The organism is Sphingopyxis sp. 113P3 (assembly GCF_001278035.1).
Lineage (GTDB): Bacteria > Pseudomonadota > Alphaproteobacteria > Sphingomonadales > Sphingomonadaceae > Sphingopyxis.
Genome location: NZ_CP009452.1, coordinates 1,462,845 through 1,478,783, shown reverse-complemented (window position 1 = coordinate 1,478,783; position 15,939 = coordinate 1,462,845). Strand labels below are relative to the sequence as shown.

Here is a 15,939-nt window from a genome sequence, read left to right as displayed (position 1 = left end):
CTCGCGATGCTCAGGCCTTCACATCCGAAAGCACGGCCAATTTTTGCGTTTCATCGGCCAGATTTTCGATCACGCGGCGCATCAACGACTGCAGCGTTTCGACCTCTTCGTCGGTCATCCCGCGCGTTGCAATCTCATGAATCTCGGCGTTCATGGGTGCAAGAGTGAGCTCGAGCTTCTTTGCGTGCGGGGTCAGAAAAATGAAGGTCTTGCGCCGATCGTCCTCGGTCTTCCTTCGCGTGATGAAGCCTGCCTTCTCAAGGCCCTTCAGCGCAACGACCGTGGTGGGTTCGCGCATTCCGACCCGCTCGCTGAGCTCGCGCTGGGTGATGCCATCCTCGCGCCACAGCTGGCGCAGGAAGCGCCACTGACCCGCCGATACGTCATAAGCAAGCGTGCGGCGTTCAAGAAGCCGCGAGAAGGAGCGGAACACCACTCGCGCCAGATAGCCGATACTGTTTTCCGGGTTGGTGTAAAATTCGGCGGGGTGCCGATAGCTTTGGGCTTTCTTGGCCAATTTCCATTCCCCTTCGGCCATTTTTGCTAGCGGGTACGTGGCCCGCCTCGGCATGAACCTTAGAGGCCGAAGGGTCGCGCGACAAGGCGCTTCGTCGCCAAAACGGTGCGACAAGCCCGCGATACCATTGGACAAAGCCTGAATTGCCGATATACTTAGAATACTAAGCGATAGGAGCAAGCCTTGGAAAAATTTGTGCGGCTAAGAGCGGTGGCTGCCCCCTTTCCGCTCGCCAATGTCGACACCGACATGATCATTCCCGCGCGCTTCATGAAGTCCCTCACCCGGGATGGCCTCGGCAGGCATCTCTTCCAGGAATTGCGCTATTCGGCCGATGGCTCGGAGCGCGCAGATTTCATTCTCAATCACCCCTCGTGCCGCAACGCGGGCATCCTCGTTGCCGACCGCAATTTCGCCTGCGGCTCGTCGCGCGAACATGCAGCCTGGGCGCTTGCCGACTTCGGGATCCGCTGTGTGATCGCACCGAGCTTTGGCGATATCTTTGCCAGCAACGCCCGCAAGAATGGCTTGCTGCTGATCCGCCTTGCCGACACCGTGTGCGAGCGGCTGCGCCGCGCGATCACCCGTTCCCAATATGCGCCGATCGAGGTCGATCTTGAGGCGCAGACGATCACGCTCGCGTCGGGCGAGACGATCGGGTTCACGGTCGATCCGGGCGATCGCCGCGTACTGCTCGAGGGGCTGGACGATATCGACCGGACGTTGCGCCACGTCGATGCCATCGCGCGCTACGAGAGCGCGCCCTAGCGGCGTTCGCGCCCAGCCCCCTCCCCAGGAAGGAAGGAGGCGGCCGCTAACCCAGATCTTCGGGCGAGACGATCGACCCCGCGATCGCACTCGCCGCGGCAAGCGCAGGGCTCATGAGATGGGTGCGTCCGCCGCGGCCCTGCCGGTTTTCAAAATTACGGTTCGAGGTCGCAGCGCAGCGCTCACCGGGGTTCAGACGGTCAGGGTTCATCCCGACGCAGAGCGAGCAGCCGGGCTCCCGCCAGTCAAAGCCTGCGGCTTGCAATATGTCGGCGATCCCCTCGTCTTCCGCCTGCCGCTTTACCAGCCCCGACCCCGGAACGACCATCGCGCGGACATGCGGCGCGACGCGGCGGCCGCGAACAATGTCTGCCGCGACACGCAAATCCTCGATGCGGCTGTTGGTGCAGCTACCGATGAACACGCGGTCGATCCGGATGTTTGCGATCGGCGTTCCCGGCGCAAGATCCATATAGGCAAGCGCGCGCTCGGCGGCGGCGCGACGCTCGGCATTGGCCATCGCCGAAGGGTCGGGAACCAGGCCGCCAACCGGCACCACCTGCGAGGGATTGGTGCCCCAGCTCACCATCGGCCGCACGCCTGCGGCATCGATCTGCACTTCGCGCTCGAAGCAGGCGTCCCTGTCGCTCGACAGGGCCCTCCAGCGCGCGAGTGCTGCATCCCAGGCCGCCCCTCGGGGCGCTGCGGGGCGCCCCTTCAGATAGGCAAAGGTCGTCTCGTCGGGAGCAACAAGCCCCGCGCGTGCTCCCATTTCTATGCTGAGATTGCACAGCGTCATCCGCGCTTCCATCGACAGCGCGCCGATCGCCGTCCCCGCATATTCGATGACATGCCCGCCCGCGCCATCGACGCCGATGAGACCCAGGATGTGGAGGGCAAGATCCTTGGCGAAGACATGCGGCGCAAGCGCGCCGCTCACGGTGATCCGCATGTTGCGCGAGCGCCGCTGGCGGATCGTCTGGGTCGCGAGCACATGCTCGACCTCGCTTGTGCCGATTCCGAAAGCGAGCGCGCCGAAGGCGCCGTGGGTCGAGGTGTGGCTGTCGCCGCACACGATCGTCATGCCGGGCTGCGAGCGCCCCTGCTCGGGGCCCACGACATGGACAATGCCGCCGCGCGGGTCCCCCATGGCGAAGCGCTCGATTCCGAAATGGTCCGCGTTGGCTGAAAGCGCCTCGAGCTGCGCGCGCGCCTCGTCGTCGGCAACGCCCGCAGGACCTGCAGCTTGCCCCTCGGTGGGGACATTATGGTCCGAAAGCGCGAGCGCCCGCTGCGGTTGGCGCACCTGCCGCCCCGCGGCGGCGAGCGCGGCAAAGGCCTGCGGCGAGGTGACTTCGTGGAGCAAATGAAGGTCGATGTAGAGCAGCGTCTCGCCATCGTCCTCGGCGACGGCATGTGCATCCCAGATCTTGTCGTAAAGTGTGCGCCCGCGCGTCATCGCGGTTGCCGCCATCGCGGACGTTTCCCTTGCCCCGGCATGACCTCGAATCACCCTCTGCCTAATTACTTAGTATTCTAATTATATGCAGAGAGGATGGCGCGATGCAAGCCGTGTCGATCGTCGCCGCGGCGGGCTGCGCGAAAATGTCACGAAGTTTCGATGCCCCAGGAACGCGCGTCAAAAATCGATCTGCGTCCGCAGCCCGAAGGTGTCCGCCGAATAATCCCGCTCGCCCGTCACCGCCGCGACAGGACTATCGCTGATCCACAGCTTGCCATAATTGGCAGTCAGGCGGACAAAGTCGATGGGCGCCCAGACGAGCGAGAGCAGCGCCGTCTGCTGACGGCCGCCCACCACATCCTGGTCATTGAGATCGAGATGATCGTATCTAGCGTTCATCTCGATCGCGCCGATACCGCCTTTTGTGATCGGCCGTGACGGCTTGAGCCGGTCAAAAGCGCCTTCCTTGTACCCGCGCCGGTCGCCTGGGGTCAGCACCATGCCGACCTCGGCATAGCCGCCGAACCATGTCGGATTGGCGCCCGCGCGCCGGCGCACGGTCTGCCAATAGGCCTCGCCCGCAGCATGGAACGGCCCTGCAATCACCGCGGCCTCCAAGCCCATGCCCCGCTCGCCCTTCGCATCGAGAGCCCCGGTATCCACGAGGCGCACATCGGTGGAATGAGCAAAGGGCCGCGCGCGGTAGCGCAGCGTTGCCGCTGGATCACCGAGGTCGCGCAAGTGGAACGATGCGCCGATGTGCCACTGGACATTTTTCGCCTTCGGCATCCACACCGCGCGCGCATCGACGCTGACGCTGCGGTTATCGTCGTCGAAGAGTTCGCGCGCGTTCGCCCCGAACACCCCGCCCTCGAGCAACAGCGCATCCCCCTTGTATTGCGCCGACAGGCCAACCCGCCGTCCAAAGCCGAAGGCCTGCGTAAAGGCCGCGCGTTCCATCGCACTGGTGAACAAATCGCTCGTCATCTCGTCGAGCGACCAGAAGGGTTTGATCTGCCCGACCGTTACCGACAGCGCCCCTGTGCCGTAGGTGAAATAGACGTCGGTGAGCTCGACCTCCTCGTTCGCAAAATCCGCTTCGACGCGGTAGGAAAAGCCGCCTGGGATCTCGCCGTCGACGCCAAGATAGACGCGGCGAAACTCGGTCGCGAGTCCGCCCCTGATTCCGGTCCCGTCCGGTGCGTCGATGTTCGCTGCGTCAAGCTGCATCCGTCCGCGCGGCTTGAAGCTCCACCCGTCAGCGGTCTTGATCTGGGGGGCCCCTTTCCACGCAATCGAGGCGCCAGGCTTTCCCGCCTCCTGCGGTGCGGGATCGGACGACGACGCAGGCGCGGGCGCCGGCACCAAGGGCGCGGAGCCAAGCCGGGCCTCCAGCGCGTCGACCTTGGCGCGCAGCGATGCAAGCTCGCCGCGTAGCGCGGCCGCCTCCTCGGCGTTCATCGCCTGCGCGCGCGCCGCGGCGGGCATGGCAAACATCGTTGTCGCAAGCAGGGTGGCGGTCAGGCGTTTGCGCATGCGTTTTGCTCCATAGCGAAAGGTCGCCGCCGGCTGTTATGTCCGATTGGTGACAGATGCACGTCAATTGGGTGACATTTCCGTGACATCCATCTCTTTGCGCGATTTCGTCGGTGCCCGCGCGCCGGCGCGGATCAAGACGCCTGAATGATACGACCCGGACGCCAGCGAGCCATCATGCGACTCCTCTCGATGGCCGAGGCTTGACATTGGATCATAATGTAGGACACAAAGAACCATATTGGTTATGAAAGAAGTGCGATGATCAACAGTATTCGCGCGGTGCGCCGGGCCAAGGGGCTCACGCTGGAGGAAGTGGCGCTTCGCTGCGACCCGCCAACCACGGCCCAGACGATCGGTCGCCTCGAAACGGGCACCCGGACCTTGTCGCTTGACTGGATGAACCGCATCGCGAAAGCGCTCTCCGTCGACACGGCCGAGCTAGTCCAACTCCCGCAGGATACCCAGCTCAGCATCACGGCCTTGCTCGGCGCCGACGGCGCACACGCCCCGGCGCGCCCCGAACAGGCGCTCACCGCGCGTCCGACCGAGGATATGATCGCACTGCGCGTTACCTCATCGGTCGGCGACTATCGCGCGGGCGATGAAATCTGGTGCCGCCGTATCGACGGCGACTGGTCGACCGCTCTCAATCGCGACCTTCTGGTTCCCCGTCCCGCTGGCCGCTACGTTTTCGCACGGCTGCTCAACGTCGATGGCGAAAAGCTCCACCTGCTTCCCCCTGGAACCGGTCAGCGGCAGCAGGTGGTCAGAAGCCCCCCCTGGGCAGCGGTGGCGGTGCGGCTCATACGTAACCTCTGATTGACTTTCGGCCGCCCTGCGCCTGCCAGAGGGCCGCCCCTTTATCGCGCCGAGAAGGAAAAGCAGTGCTTCGAGAGACCCGATACGGCTGGAAAAGGGATTGGGAATGACGGCCCCACTTCGCATTCTCTCGATCGCGACGCTCTTTCCCGACGCGGCGCGCCCCAATTTCGGATTGTTCGTCGAAAAGAGCCTTCGCGCGCTTGCCGCCCAGTCGGGCGCCGAGCTCACCATTGCCGCGCCGGTCGGACTGCCGCCCTTCCCTGCCTCGTTGCACCGCCGTTACCGGGCGCTGCGCACGCTTCCGCTCAAGGAGGAATGGGGAGGCCTTACCGTCCATCGCCCACGCTTCGCGCTGATCCCGCGCTACGGCGTGCGTCTCAACCCGGCGCGGATCGCGCGTGCAGTGCTCGCGGCAGTGCGCGGTCAGACGTTCGATGTCGTCGATGCGCAATTCTTCTACCCCGACGGCCCCGCCGCCATGCGCGTCGCGGCGGCGCTTGGCCTGCCCTTTTCGATCAAGGCGCGCGGCGCCGACATCAGCCATTTCGGCCATGACCGGGCGAGCCGGCCGCAGCTCCTTGCCGCAGCCGGGCGCGCCGCAGGACTTCTCGCCGTTTCGGATGCGATGCGGCGCGACATGCAGGCGATCGGCATCGACCCTGCCAAGGTCGCGCTCCACTATACAGGTGTCGATACGTCGGTCTTTTCGCCAGGCGATCGCGCCGCGGCGCGTGCCGCGCTCGGCATGGGCGAGGCTCCGGCAATCGCAACCGTCGGCGCGCTTATTCCGCGCAAGGGCCAGGCACTGGTCATCGAGGCGCTCGCAGAGTTGCCGGGCGTTCATTACTGGCTCGCCGGGTCGGGTGAGGAGGAAGGCCGCTACCGCGCACTCGCGCGGCGGCTGGGCGTTGCAGACCGCGTGCATCTGATGGGTCCCGTCGCCCAAGCCGATCTGCCCCAGCTCTATCGCGCGGCCGACGCCGTGGTCATGCCCTCAGCGAGCGAAGGCCTTGCCAACGCCTGGGTCGAGGCGCTTGCTTGCGGGACGCCGATCGTGATCAGCGAAGCGGGCGGGGCCGCCGAGCTTGTGACCTCGCCCAAGGCCGGCCGCATCGTCGAGCGCACCCCCACCGCGATTGCCGACGCGGTCGCGGCGATCCTCGCCGACCCGCCGCTGCCCTCCGCAGTTGCCGCAACCCTTGCCGGGCGCTTCAACTGGGAACGAAACGGGCGCGAACTGGCCGAGCATCTGCGCCGCTGCGCCGGTCGAACGGGCGCCTAGACCACCGCGCCGTCATCCGAGCGCGTCACGCGCTCTGCGCCGCCCTCGGCGGTGCGCGGGACGAAGCTGTGCGGACCGACCTTCAGCCAGACAAGGACCGGCGTCGACATCAGGATCGACGAATAGGTGCCAACGAATACGCCAAGGAGCATCGCGGCCGAAAAGCCGAAAATCACGTCAGGACCGAAGATCACGAGGACCCCGAGCGCGAGCAGCATCGAAACGCTCGTCATCACGGTGCGCGCGAGCGTCTCGTTGATGCTGAGGTTGAGCAGGGGCACGATCTCCATCTTGCGATATTTCTTCAGATTCTCGCGCACCCGGTCATAGACCACGATCGTGTCGTTCAGCGAATAGCCGACGATCGTCAGCAGCGCCGCAACGCTGTTGAGGTCGAACTGGATCTGCGTCACGGCAAAAAAGCCGAAGGTCAGCGCGACCTCGTGGAACAGGCGCCCCATCGCGCCGACACCGAACTGCCATTCGAAGCGAACCCAGATGTAGATCGAGATGGCCAGCATCGCGAGCCCGAGGCTCAGCGCACCGGTGCGCAGCAGCTCACCCGACACCTTACCCGACACGGTCTCGACCGCGCCGGTTCTTGCGGTCGGGAAGGCCTTCTGGATGCCCGCGACCAACTGCTGGCCCGCGCTGTCGGCGGTGACATTCTCGCCTTCAGGAAGCAGGGTGCGGATCGACACCGCCTTTTCGGAGCCGAACTGCTGGATCGTCGCCTCGCCGAGACCGACCTTGCTGACCGCTTCGCGAATGTCTTCCATCGGCGGCATTTCGGCGGGAAATTCGACGCGGACCGATTGGCCGCCGACAAAATCGATACCGAAGTTCAGTCCGCGCACCGCGACCAGCGCGATCGAGATGACAACGAGCAGGAAGCTCGCGGCCGAGGCGACCCTCCGCCACCTCAGAAAATCGATATTCGTGTCGTCGGGGACGAGTTTGAGCAAGCGCATCCTTCGCTCCCTTCCTTAAAGCGTGATCGCCGCGGGGCGCCGGGAACGCAGCCAGTGGGCTGCGAACATGCGCGTGACGGTAACCGCGGTGAAAACGCTGGTGATGATGCCGATGGTCAGCACCACGGCGAAGCCCTTGATCGGACCCGAGCCGAACCAGAACATCAGCGCCGCTGCGATGACGTTGGTGACGTTGGCGTCGAAAATCGCGCGGCTCGCTTCCGAATAGCCGAGTTCGACAGCCTGAAACGGACGTCGCCCGCGTTTGAGCTCCTCGCGGATGCGTTCGTTGATCAGCACGTTGGCGTCGACCGCCGCACCAATCGTCAGCACGAAGCCAGCGATACCGGGGAGCGTCAGCGTCGCATTGAATGCCCCCATGATCGCAATGATCAGGAAGATGTTAAAGACGAGCGCGATGTTCGCATAAACCCCGAAGCGGCCGTAGACCAGGATCATCATCGTCAGCACCGCGACGGTCGCGATGATGCCCGCGATGATGCCCTTTTCGATCGAATCGGCGCCGAGCTCGGGGCTGACCGTGCGCTCTTCGACCACTTCCATCTTCACCGGCAGCGCGCCCGATCTGAGCGAAATGGCGAGCGCGTTGGCGCTCGCGACCGTGAAATTGCCCGAAATCTGTGCGCTGCCGCCCAGAATCGGTTCGTTGATCGAGGGAGCCGACAACACCTTGCCGTCAAGGACCATCGCGAAGCGCTTGCCGACATTCTGCTGCGTCACGCGGGCAAAGGTGCTCGACCCGCCCGAATCGAACCGGATCGTTACGACCGGAAGATTGGACTGCGGATCGTAGCTTTGCCGGGCATCGATCAGCTGTTCGCCGCTGATCATCACCTGCCGGCTCAGCACCTCGAAGGCTGCGCCGGTCCCTTCGCCTTCGGCATAGGGGACGATCTCGCTTCCCACCGGCACGCGCCCCGCGGCCGCTTCAGCGGGGTCGGCGTTGGCGTCGACCATGCGGAATTCAAGCCGCGCGGTCTTGCCGATCAGATCCTTGAGCGCCTGCGGGTCCTGAAGCCCCGGAACCTGGACGACGATGCGGTCGTCGCCTTCGCGAATGATCGTCGGCTCGCGCGTGCCGAGCGCATTGACGCGGCGGTCGATGATGTCGCGCGCCGTGTCCATCGCACGGCTGACAGCCTGCGCTTGCCCCGCCCGGGTGGGGGTGAGCACGATCCGCGTCACGTCGACGATGTTGATGTTCCAGTCGCGCTGGCCCGTCAGCCCGGCCCCTTGCGTTTCGCGAAACAATCGCTCGCGCGCCTCGTCGATCTGCGCCTGGTCGCGAACGAGAAAGCTGATCTGGTTGCCGGAGCGGCGCAGTTCGCCGATCGCGATATCGTCATCAGCGCCATGCTCGCCGCGCATGGCGGTACGCACGGTCTTTTCCATGTTGGCAAGCTGCGTTTTTTGAAGGTCGGCAAGATCCGCCTCGAGAAGCAGGTGGCTGCCGCCCGCAAGGTCGAGCCCGAGATTGACCTTCGTCTGCGCAAAGCCCGGCAGGCTGTTGAACGCCTTCTCGGGCAGGAAGCTCGGAATGGAAAAGAGGATGCCAGCCAAGAGGATGAGGCTGATGCCGATGGTCTTCCAGCGAGGAAAATCGAGCATAGGGTGGTTCCGGTTCGAAGAGGGCGGGCCCCAGGACGGGGCCGCGCCGCGTCAATCGTTGGCGGGCTTGGCGCCGGGCTGAAGAACGTCCGAAAGCGTTGACTTCACGACCTTGATCTTCACGCCTTGCGCGATCTCTACATCGACAAAATCATCGTCGACGCGCGTAACCTTGCCGACAATTCCGCCGCCCGTGACCACCTGATCGCGCGGTTTCACCGCCGCAACCTTGGCGCGATGCTCCTTCATGCGCACCTGCTGCGGGCGGATGAGGAAGAACCAGAAAACAACGAAGATCAGCAGATAGGGGACCAGCATGATGAAACCGGCCGCCCCGCCCCCCGATCCGGCCGCCTGGGTCAGAAGCAAGTTCGTCGACATGAATGAAAGACTTTCCGTTGGAAGCGCGGGCCATTCCAGCTAGGAAAGGGCGCGCAGAAAATATGGCGCGGCGCCTATCATGCAGGAAAGCACGGCGCAACCAATGGCTGCATGGCCTCCCCCCGACAGGCTTCGCGAAAATGGGGTCCCGGCCCCTCAGGTCAAGGCGTCCCCGAACCTTCTCCTTCGCCGCCGCCTCCACCATGCACGCTTCGCGCAACAGAGCCTTGCATCCCCCGCCCAGCCGCGCTAGGGGCCTCGCCTGCCCAATAGGGCCGGTCGGGACGTAGCGCAGCCTGGTAGCGCATCACACTGGGGGTGTGGGGGTCGGAGGTTCGAATCCTCTCGTCCCGACCAATTTCTTCCGCTTTCTCCATTGCCATTCAATTGGGAGACGGCGCATGTCGCGGGCCACGCGGGCGACAAGGGCGCTCGAACAGGCGGGAATCGCCTTTACCATCCACAGCTATGATTATGATCCCGCGGCAGAGCGCGTCGGCCTGCAGGCGGCCGAGGCTCTGGGCGAGGCGCCCGAGCGCGTCCTGAAAACACTGATGCTGCGCGTGGACGGAAAACCCGCCTGCGCGATTCTTGCATCCGACCGCGAGGTATCGATGAAAAAGCTTGCCGCGGCGCTCGGCGGCAAGTCGGCCGCGATGATGCCGGTCGCGGAAGCCGAGCGCGTCTCGGGCTACAAGGTGGGCGGCGTCAGCCCCTTTGGACAGATGCGCCAGGTGCCTGCCGTCATCGACGAGGCCGCGCTCGCGCTCGCGCACGTCTATATCAATGGCGGGCAGCGCGGGCTGCAGCTGCGGCTTGCCCCAGGCGATGCGGCAGGGTTGCTCAGGGCCGTGATCGCGCCAATCGCCGCCTAGGCGGCGGGTGCATCGACCGCGGGTCTCCGTGCATAGATGCCGTAGGCCGCGATGACCGCGTAGCAGAGCGCTGGCAGCGTCAAGGCGAGCGCGAGATTGCCGCCTGCGGCGTCGGCAAGCGCGCCGGTCGCCACAGGCACGACCGCGCCGCCAAATATTGCCACATTGATGATCCCCGACCCGTCCGCGGCGCGATTTCCAAGTCTCTCGCTCGCAAGGCTGAAGATCGTCGGGAACATGATCGAGTTCATCAGACCGATCGCGAGCAGCGAATAGGCCGCGAGCTCCCCGCTGCTGTTCGCCGAAATCAGGATGAGAAGGATCGCGCCTACCGCGTTGAAGGCGAGGAGCTTGCCGGGACTGATACCAAGATACATCAGGAGAGAGCCGGCGAAACGGCCGAGCATGGCGCCGCCCCAATAGAAGAACACCATCCAGCCGATGACCGCTTCGGGCTGGCCGAGCACGCGGTCCTCGGCCAGATAATTGATGATCAGCGACCCGATCGCGACTTCGGCGCCGACATAGAGGAAGATGCACAGCGCGCCGAAGCCGAAGCGGCGGCGCTTGAGGAGATCATTGCCGTACAGCCATACGACCGGCGCGAGCAGGATAAGCAGCAAGCCGATGACCGAGTTGATGCTGGTCGCGGCAAGCGCGCCGCCGACTATCAGCGCAAGGCCAGCAAGATAGCGCGGCAGGCGGACAAGCTCGCCGCCCGACATGCTCTCGGCATCGTGCGGCAGCCGGTTGCGGAACATCCACACCGCGGCGGCGACGATCGCGAGCGCAACGGCAATGCCGAGATAACCGTTGACGATCGCCTGGCTCTCGGCGGTGCGATAGGCGGCGAGCGCGGGGCCCGAAAGATCTTCGGCTTTGAGGTTGACGATGCTGCCAAGGATGAGCCCCGCTCCCACCAGCGGAAACAGCGTCGTCCCGAGCGAATTGAAGGCCTGCGCAAAAGTGAGGCGGCTGTGCGCGGTTTCGGGCTTGCCGAGAAGCGAAATCAGCGGGTTGGAGACAACCTGCACGATCACGACTCCGCTCGCCAGCACGAACAGGGCGAGCAGGAAGAGTTCGTAAATCGCGTTTTGCGATGCTGGGATGAAGAGCAGGCAGCCGACGAGCATTGTGAGAAGGCCCGCGACAGCGCCGCGCATATAGCCGATCTTCTTGACGAGCTTTGCCCCTGGGATGCCGATCACCAGATAGGCGGTGAAGAAGCAGAACTGCACGAGCATTGCCTGCGTATAGTTGAGTGTGAACAATTCCTTGAGCTTCGGGATGATCACGTCGTTGAGCGACGTGATGCCGCCGAAGATGAAGAAAAGGCCCATCACGAAGAGGCGCAGCTCGGGTGCGTCGACATGGGCGCTGCTGTCCGAGCCGGGGCGCGGGTCGGTGCTGCTGGCGGTATCGGGCGCTAGGGCCATGATCGTCTCCCGGGAAGTATCGCGGCGGGCGCGTCTGCGCTCCTTATGGCGCGAAAGACTAGCCGTGCCTTACGCCGCTGACTATCCGCAAAATTTTGCGCATAGCTATGCAGGAGGGCCGGTGCAGGCGCGCCGGGACTATGGCCGCAGAATCAGTTTCCCCACCACCTCGCGCCGCTCGATCATCGCAAAGGCGTCTCGCCAGTCAGCAAGGTCGAGAACGGCATGAACATGCGGGCGGATGCGTCCTTCGGCGGCGAGCGTGTCGATCGCCGCCAGATTCTCGCCCCCGCGCTCGGGAAAGCGGCGCCCATATTCACCCGCGCGTACGCCGACGACCGAAAAGCCTTTGATCAGCGGCATGTTCACCGAAATCTCCGGGATCCGGCCCGAGGCGAAGCCGACGACAAGCAGCCGCCCGTCAAAGGCGATGCAACGCGTCGATTCGTCGAAGACGTCCCCGCCCACCGGGTCGAAGATGAGGTCGGCCCCCTTCCCGCCCGTGATCGCCTTTACCGACCCGCGAAAGCCCGGCTCGGCCGCGATCACGGCGTCGGGCGTATAGAGATCGGCAATCGCCTCGCGCTTCGAGGGAGTGCTCGCGGCCGCGATCACGCGCGCGCCGAGCACCTTCGCCAGATCGACTGCCGCCAGCCCGACGCCGCCCGCAGCGCCGTGCACGAGCACCCAGTCGCCCGCCGCGACGCGCCCGCAGCGCACGAGCGCGACATAAGCCGTAAGATAGGCCACGCCATAGGCCGCTGCGTCTTCCATACTGAGCGCTGCTGGCTTGGGGCGGAGCGCGCTTGCGGGAACGATGCAATATTCAGCCATCGCGCCCAGCCGATTTGCGCCGACCACCGCATCGCCCCTCGCCCAGCCTTGAACATCTGCGCCGAGCGCATCGACCTCGCCGGCAAATTCGAGTCCCGGCACGAACGGCAGCTCGGGTTTGAGCTGATAGGCTCCTCGCGTCATCAACAGATCGGGAAAATTGACCGCCGCTGCGCGAACCCGCACGCGCACCTCGCCAGGTCCGGGCTCGGGCGCTGGGCGTTCGACAAGCCGGCAGCCGCGATGATCGGGCGCCAATTCGCGCACCTCCAATGCCCGCATCAAAAACCCCTTTCCTACATTGTACCAATATGGTTCTTTATATGAACACAGCGAACCAAAGGAGCGACTCCGTGTCCCGTTTCAAACCACCTCGCGTCGACGTCGATGCGATGATCGACGCTCTCATCGACCGCGAAGGACGATATGTAAACCACCCCGCCGACCGCGGCGGGGCAACCTGCTGGGGCATCACCGAGGCCGTCGCCCGGGCGGAGGGCTATGCAGGAGAGATGCGAGACCTGGCGCGCGAGACCGCAGCGACCATCTATCGCAACGTCTATTGGCAAGCCCCCGGCCTCGACCGGGTCGCGCTGCGCGCGCCCATGGTCGCGGCCGAGCTCTTCGATATCGCCGTTCACATGGGCGCCTCGGTTGCCGCAGGCTTCCTCCAGCGCTCGCTCAATGCGCTCAATCGCGGCGCACGCGATTATCCCGATATCGCAGTCGACCGCATGATCGGACCGCGCAGCCTCTTCGCACTCGACGGCTTGTTGGGGAGACGCGGCTCCGCGGGCGAGATTGTGCTGCTACGCGCGATCGAGGCCCTGAAAGGCGAACGCTACATCGCGCTCGCCGAGCGCCGCCCGAGCCAGGAGGCCTTTCTCTACGGGTGGCTCGCGAGGCGGCTCGCGAGTGGCTGACGGCGCATTGAGCCCGGCCCGAGGACTATTTTTTCAAGAGCAAGGACATCGCTATGAGCAACATCGAAGGCCTGATCGGCCCCCTCGCCAGGATTATCGACAGGATCATCCCCGACCCCGAGGCGCGCGAGCGCGCCAAGCTTGAGCTTCTGAATTTGGAGGGCAGCCTCGAAATGGAAGCGATCCGCACGCGCATGTCCGCGCTCCGTCTCGAGGCCAGCAGCGCCGATCCCTGGACAAGCCGTGCGCGGCCGAGCTTCCTTTACGTCATGTATATCCTCCTGCTCTGGGCCATCCCGATGGGGCTGATCACCGCGGTCAGCCCTGGCACGGCCAGGGTCATCGCCGAAGGATTGAACACCTATCTCGCCGGCCTTCCCGAACCGCTCTACGCGCTCTTCGGCACAGGCTATCTCGGCTACACCGCGGCGCGTGCGTGGGGAAAGGCGAAGGGGCTCGAAGCTTGAGTGCCTGTTGAGGCGAGGCGCGGCCGCACTGGAAGCGCGGCGCAGGCGATTTCGCGGAACCCCTCAAGCGCCCGCTATCAGCCACTCGGCAAACGTCCGCTCGGCAGAGCGCTCGGGGCGCGCCAGCGGGCGCGTCAACCAATAGGCCCCGACGTCGACCTCGCATGCGAAAGGTTGGACCAGCCGCCCGTCGGCGAGCTCAGTCTCGAACATCGTGGCAGGTGCGAGCGCAACGCCCTCGCCCAGAAGCGCCGCCTGGATCATGATGATCGACGTATCGAACTGGGGCCCGCGCGCAGCGACCGCAGCTGCCCCCGCGGCAGCAAACCACGCCGGCCAGTCCTGCGCGCGGTAGGAGCGCAGCAGTGGCCAGCGAGCAAGATCGCAAGGCTGGTGAAGCGTGTCCGCAATCGCCGGGATGCAGAGCGGTGTCATTGGCGCGTCCATCACGCGCACCGCCTCGACGCTGCGCCAGGCACCGTCGCCGAAGCGAATCGAGAGGTCGAGACTGTCGGTCGAGGGATCGGGCTTGTTGTTGTTGGTGAGCAGGCGCAGCTCGATATGGGGAAAGCGGCGGCGGAAATCGGGAAGGCGGCGGACCAGATGACCCGCTGCAAAGGTGCCGACGACCCCGACGGTCAGCACCTCCCGCGGCCCGCCGCCGCGCACAAGGTCGACCCCCTCCTCGATCCGCGCCAGCGCATCAGCGACGATGGGTGCGAGCCATTGCCCCTCGTCGGTCAGCAGCAGCCCGCGCGATGTGCGATGGAAGAGGCTCTTGCCCAGCCAGGCTTCGAGCGCCTTTATCTGATGGCTCACCGCCGCCTGGGTGACGAACAATTCCTTCGCCGCCTCGGTAAAGCTTCCCTGACGCGACGCCGCATCGAACGCGCGGAGCAGGTTGAGCGAAATCTCGGTAATCGCCATGCCGTCTGCCTTAGAAAATCTAATGTCCCTTCTGACCTATCGTCGCTTGGACGCAAGGCAGAAGCTGTCAAATATTTCCGCCCCCACCCCCGATCATGAGGAATCTCGATATGACGATCGCCTTGCTGTCACGCCGCCGTCTGCTGTCGCTCGCCCCTGCTGCGGGCCTTGCGGGCTGGACCATGCTTGCAGGCTGCACGCCGCAGACGAGCGAAGCCCCCGCAAAGCCGGAAGCGACGCCGGATCCGATTGCGGGGCGGCTCGCAGCGCTCGAACGGGAGGCGGGGGGACGGCTCGGCGTCCTTTTTCTCGATTCAGCGAACGGGCGGTCGGCGGGGCACCGCTCTGACGAGCGCTTCGCGCTTTGCTCGACCGTCAAATGGCCGCTTGCAGCCGTGGTCCTTGACGCCGTCGATGCGGGAGGACTGTCGCTCGACCAACGCATTCGCTTCGACAAATCAGACCTTCTCTCCAACTCGCCCCGAACCCGCGAAAATCTCGCCAGGGGCAGCATGAGCGTTGCCGAACTCCTCGAGGCGGCGATCACCGTCAGCGACAATGCTGCCGCCAATTTGCTGCTGCCCCTCGTCGGCGGACCCGAGGGGGTGACGCGTCAATTTCGCGCCTGGGGCGATGCGGTAACACGCCTCGATCGCCGCGAGCCGATGCTCAACCGTGTCGGCGAGGGCGAGGTGCGCGACACCACAACCCCCGCGGCGATGGCCGCGCTGCTGCGCACCTTGCTTCTTGGCGATGCCCTCAGCGATGCCTCGCGCAAGCGGCTGATCGACTGGGGGGCGGCGACAACAACCGGCCCCAGGCGGCTACGCGCCGGCCTCCCCGCGTCCTGGGTGCTGGCCCACAAGACCGGCACCGCAATGGCGCCGGGCATGATGAACAAATATAATGACATCGCCATCGCCTACCCGCCGAGAGGCGCACCCCTCCTCATCGCGGCCTATTATGAGGGCCCGGTGGCGATCGAGGCGGTGCGGGGCGAGGACGAAGCTGTTCTCGCCGCTGTCGGGAAGCTCGCGGCCGAATGGGCCAGCGGCGCGTAGGCGCTCGTCCGCAGCCAAGGGACTGCGGGGCCTGTGAGGCGCTTG

The 15,939-nt window shown here is 65.1% G+C and carries 16 protein-coding genes and 1 tRNA gene; 8 read left to right on the top strand and 9 right to left on the bottom strand.

Annotation, left to right across the window (positions count from 1 at the left end):
• Window positions 1-10: 10 nt before the first annotated feature.
• The gene (locus tag LH20_RS07060) at window positions 11-517 is read right to left on the bottom strand and encodes a MarR family winged helix-turn-helix transcriptional regulator (RefSeq protein ID WP_053556149.1); all 507 of its coding nucleotides are present in this window, start codon (window positions 515-517) and stop codon (window positions 11-13) included.
• A 183-nt stretch (window positions 518-700) separates the two neighbouring features.
• Between LH20_RS07060 and leuD the strand changes: the two genes are divergently transcribed.
• Window positions 701-1,285: a 3-isopropylmalate dehydratase small subunit gene (gene leuD, locus LH20_RS07055; RefSeq protein ID WP_053553599.1), complete on the top strand. Its 585-nt coding sequence runs from the start codon at window positions 701-703 to the stop codon at window positions 1,283-1,285.
• Between the two features lie 46 nt (window positions 1,286-1,331).
• Here leuD and leuC read toward each other — a convergent pair whose 3' ends face one another.
• Window positions 1,332-2,744, bottom strand: coding sequence for a 3-isopropylmalate dehydratase large subunit (gene leuC / locus LH20_RS07050; protein ID WP_053556148.1), 1,413 nt, complete (start codon window positions 2,742-2,744; stop codon window positions 1,332-1,334).
• Between the two features lie 180 nt (window positions 2,745-2,924).
• Window positions 2,925-4,283, bottom strand: a complete 1,359-nt coding sequence (locus tag LH20_RS07045; RefSeq protein ID WP_053553598.1) for an OprO/OprP family phosphate-selective porin — start codon at window positions 4,281-4,283, stop codon at window positions 2,925-2,927.
• A gap of 261 nt (window positions 4,284-4,544) precedes the next feature.
• On the opposite strand from LH20_RS07045, the gene LH20_RS07040 reads away from it, so the two are divergent.
• Both LH20_RS07040 and LH20_RS07035 read left to right on the top strand, forming a co-directional pair.
• Complete coding sequence (locus LH20_RS07040) at window positions 4,545-5,105, top strand: helix-turn-helix domain-containing protein (RefSeq protein WP_053553597.1); 561 nt, start codon at window positions 4,545-4,547, stop codon at window positions 5,103-5,105.
• Window positions 5,106-5,211: 106 nt separating this feature from the next.
• Window positions 5,212-6,390, top strand: a complete 1,179-nt coding sequence (locus LH20_RS07035; RefSeq protein ID WP_053553596.1) for a glycosyltransferase — start codon at window positions 5,212-5,214, stop codon at window positions 6,388-6,390.
• On the opposite strand, the gene secF is transcribed toward LH20_RS07035, so the two are convergent.
• Genes secF through yajC form a run of 3 tightly spaced genes read right to left on the bottom strand, consistent with a single transcriptional unit; the run spans window position 6,387 to window position 9,371 of the window.
• Window positions 6,387-7,361, bottom strand: a complete 975-nt coding sequence (gene secF / locus LH20_RS07030; RefSeq protein ID WP_053553595.1) for a protein translocase subunit SecF — start codon at window positions 7,359-7,361, stop codon at window positions 6,387-6,389. The genes LH20_RS07035 and secF overlap by 4 nt on opposite strands.
• Window positions 7,362-7,376: 15 nt before the next feature.
• Window positions 7,377-8,990 carry a protein translocase subunit SecD gene (secD, locus tag LH20_RS07025; protein ID WP_053553594.1) on the bottom strand — a complete coding sequence of 538 codons (1,614 nt, stop codon included), beginning with the start codon at window positions 8,988-8,990 and terminating at the stop codon, window positions 7,377-7,379.
• Between the two features lie 51 nt (window positions 8,991-9,041).
• On the bottom strand, window positions 9,042-9,371 hold the full coding sequence (gene yajC, locus LH20_RS07020) for a preprotein translocase subunit YajC (protein WP_053553593.1): 330 nt from the start codon (window positions 9,369-9,371) through the stop codon (window positions 9,042-9,044).
• Between the two features lie 280 nt (window positions 9,372-9,651).
• On the opposite strand from yajC, the gene LH20_RS07015 reads away from it, so the two are divergent.
• Both LH20_RS07015 and ybaK read left to right on the top strand, forming a co-directional pair.
• Window positions 9,652-9,728, top strand: a tRNA-Pro gene (locus tag LH20_RS07015).
• Window positions 9,729-9,772: 44 nt separating this feature from the next.
• A complete protein-coding gene (ybaK, locus tag LH20_RS07010) occupies window positions 9,773-10,246 on the top strand; it encodes a Cys-tRNA(Pro) deacylase (RefSeq protein WP_053553592.1) in 474 nt (157 codons plus the stop codon).
• Here ybaK and LH20_RS07005 read toward each other — a convergent pair.
• Both LH20_RS07005 and LH20_RS07000 read right to left on the bottom strand, forming a co-directional pair.
• Window positions 10,243-11,682 (bottom strand): sugar MFS transporter, encoded by a 1,440-nt coding sequence (locus tag LH20_RS07005; protein ID WP_053553591.1) that lies wholly within the window; start codon window positions 11,680-11,682, stop codon window positions 10,243-10,245. The two genes, ybaK and LH20_RS07005, sit on opposite strands and share 4 nt — an antisense overlap.
• A gap of 138 nt (window positions 11,683-11,820) precedes the next feature.
• Window positions 11,821-12,798, bottom strand: coding sequence for an NADPH:quinone oxidoreductase family protein (locus tag LH20_RS07000; RefSeq protein ID WP_053553590.1), 978 nt, complete (start codon window positions 12,796-12,798; stop codon window positions 11,821-11,823).
• Window positions 12,799-12,908: 110 nt separating this feature from the next.
• Between LH20_RS07000 and LH20_RS06995 the strand changes: the two genes are divergently transcribed.
• Window positions 12,909-13,439: a glycoside hydrolase family 108 protein gene (locus LH20_RS06995; RefSeq protein WP_235527196.1), complete on the top strand. Its 531-nt coding sequence runs from the start codon at window positions 12,909-12,911 to the stop codon at window positions 13,437-13,439.
• A 53-nt stretch (window positions 13,440-13,492) separates the two neighbouring features.
• On the top strand, window positions 13,493-13,906 hold the full coding sequence (locus LH20_RS06990) for a holin family protein (RefSeq protein ID WP_053553589.1): 414 nt from the start codon (window positions 13,493-13,495) through the stop codon (window positions 13,904-13,906).
• Between the two features lie 63 nt (window positions 13,907-13,969).
• Here LH20_RS06990 and LH20_RS06985 read toward each other — a convergent pair whose 3' ends face one another.
• On the bottom strand, window positions 13,970-14,833 hold the full coding sequence (locus LH20_RS06985) for a LysR family transcriptional regulator (RefSeq protein ID WP_053553588.1): 864 nt from the start codon (window positions 14,831-14,833) through the stop codon (window positions 13,970-13,972).
• Between the two features lie 110 nt (window positions 14,834-14,943).
• On the opposite strand from LH20_RS06985, the gene bla reads away from it, so the two are divergent.
• The gene (gene bla / locus LH20_RS06980; protein ID WP_053553587.1) at window positions 14,944-15,894 is read left to right on the top strand and encodes a class A beta-lactamase; all 951 of its coding nucleotides are present in this window, start codon (window positions 14,944-14,946) and stop codon (window positions 15,892-15,894) included.
• The last annotated feature ends 45 nt before the right edge of the window (window positions 15,895-15,939 follow it).

Bases quoted from the DNA above. Each gene is read 5' to 3' on its own strand.
- leuC (WP_053556148.1), bottom strand. From the start codon at position 2,744: ATGACGCGCGGGCGCACACTTTACGACAAGATCTGGGATGCACATGCC.
- LH20_RS07045 (WP_053553598.1), bottom strand. From the start codon at position 4,283: ATGCGCAAACGCCTGACCGCCACCCTGCTTGCGACAACGATGTTTGCC.
- LH20_RS07040 (WP_053553597.1), top strand. From the start codon at position 4,545: ATGATCAACAGTATTCGCGCGGTGCGCCGGGCCAAGGGGCTCACGCTG.
- LH20_RS07035 (WP_053553596.1), top strand. From the start codon at position 5,212: ATGACGGCCCCACTTCGCATTCTCTCGATCGCGACGCTCTTTCCCGAC.
- secF (WP_053553595.1), bottom strand. From the start codon at position 7,361: ATGCGCTTGCTCAAACTCGTCCCCGACGACACGAATATCGATTTTCTG.
- secD (WP_053553594.1), bottom strand. From the start codon at position 8,990: ATGCTCGATTTTCCTCGCTGGAAGACCATCGGCATCAGCCTCATCCTC.
- yajC (WP_053553593.1), bottom strand. From the start codon at position 9,371: ATGTCGACGAACTTGCTTCTGACCCAGGCGGCCGGATCGGGGGGCGGG.
- ybaK (WP_053553592.1), top strand. From the start codon at position 9,773: ATGTCGCGGGCCACGCGGGCGACAAGGGCGCTCGAACAGGCGGGAATC.
- LH20_RS07005 (WP_053553591.1), bottom strand. From the start codon at position 11,682: ATGGCCCTAGCGCCCGATACCGCCAGCAGCACCGACCCGCGCCCCGGC.
- LH20_RS07000 (WP_053553590.1), bottom strand. From the start codon at position 12,798: ATGCGGGCATTGGAGGTGCGCGAATTGGCGCCCGATCATCGCGGCTGC.
- LH20_RS06995 (WP_235527196.1), top strand. From the start codon at position 12,909: ATGATCGACGCTCTCATCGACCGCGAAGGACGATATGTAAACCACCCC.
- LH20_RS06990 (WP_053553589.1), top strand. From the start codon at position 13,493: ATGAGCAACATCGAAGGCCTGATCGGCCCCCTCGCCAGGATTATCGAC.
- LH20_RS06985 (WP_053553588.1), bottom strand. From the start codon at position 14,833: ATGGCGATTACCGAGATTTCGCTCAACCTGCTCCGCGCGTTCGATGCG.
- bla (WP_053553587.1), top strand. From the start codon at position 14,944: ATGACGATCGCCTTGCTGTCACGCCGCCGTCTGCTGTCGCTCGCCCCT.